Raw genomic sequence first — 1055 nt, forward strand, 5'->3', positions numbered from 1 at the left:
GCTAATTCAGGAGCCTCCTAGGTGTACTGCCCACGGAGGTTGAGTACGACACGGTGGGGATGATCTTGAGGTGAGGGAGGACCTCCGGGTCCGGTGTGGATAGCGATCTGCGCCACCGGGCCGTCCCGGGCCGCCTGCACCTACTTCGGCAGGCCGGTCCCGGACCCCGCCTGAGCGGGCCCGACGGCACGGCGGGTCCGGTCGGACGGCCCTGCCGGAACCGGCCGCACCCACCGATGCTGGACGGCACCGATCCAGGAGGACCGTCATGCGCCCCTACTCCCGCGGCCTCGCCGTCGCGTCCCTGCTCACCGTGCTCGCGACCGGGTGCGGCCGGGCCGGTGACACGGCCGGGCCGGTGACGTCGAGCGCGACAGCACCGTCCGCCACCCCGTCCGCCACCCCGTCCGCCACCCCGTCCGTCACCCCGTCCGCTGCGCCGGCGCCGGCCGAGTTCGCGTACCAGCCGCTGTGGCCCTTCACCGACACGGCAGGGGTGCGCGCCTGGCAGGATGCGTACCGCACAGGGGGCCACCAGCCCTGGCATCTCGACGCCGGCATGACCGCGCTGTCGTTCGCGGGCAGCTACCTGGGCTTCACCGGGATCGACCGGGTCGTCGGCACGCCGACCGGGTCCGGGAACGAGACCTGGGTCGCCGTCGGTCTCGCGCTGCCCGACGGCCGCGACAGCACGGCCGCCGTCGTGCACCTGGCCCGCTGGGGCACCGGGACCGACGCGCCGTGGGAGGTGGCCGGGACGCGCGACACGACCCTGACCCTCGACACCCCGCGCTACGGCTCGACGGCCACGTCCCCGCTGACCGTCGGCGGACTCGTGTCCGGCGTCGACGAGAGCCTCCGCGTCCGCGTGGTCGGACCGGCCGGACCGGTCGGCGAGACCTGCTGCCTGCCGGCCGGGGGCGAGCGCACCCGGTGGTCGACGACGCTCAGGCCGGCTGCCGCGCACGGCACCCTGACCGTGGTCGTCTCGACCGGCGGCCACGTCGCCGAGGTCGAGCGCTTCGCCGTGACCGGGATCTCCGCGCCGTGACGAG

At 75.1% G+C, this 1055-nt stretch carries 1 protein-coding gene; it reads left to right on the forward strand.

Annotated features, from left to right (window positions below; translation table 11 throughout):
• The first annotated feature begins 268 nt into the window (after nucleotides 1-268).
• Nucleotides 269-1051: a hypothetical protein gene (locus BGP03_RS00820; protein WP_299735045.1), complete on the forward strand. Its 783-nt coding sequence runs from the start codon at nucleotides 269-271 to the stop codon at nucleotides 1049-1051.
• Nucleotides 1052-1055 lie beyond the last annotated feature (4 nt).

Source organism: Pseudonocardia sp. 73-21 (assembly GCF_001899645.1).
GTDB lineage: Bacteria > Actinomycetota > Actinomycetes > Mycobacteriales > Pseudonocardiaceae > Pseudonocardia.

Bases quoted from the DNA above. Each gene is read 5' to 3' on its own strand.
- BGP03_RS00820 (WP_299735045.1), top strand. From the start codon at position 269: ATGCGCCCCTACTCCCGCGGCCTCGCCGTCGCGTCCCTGCTCACCGTG.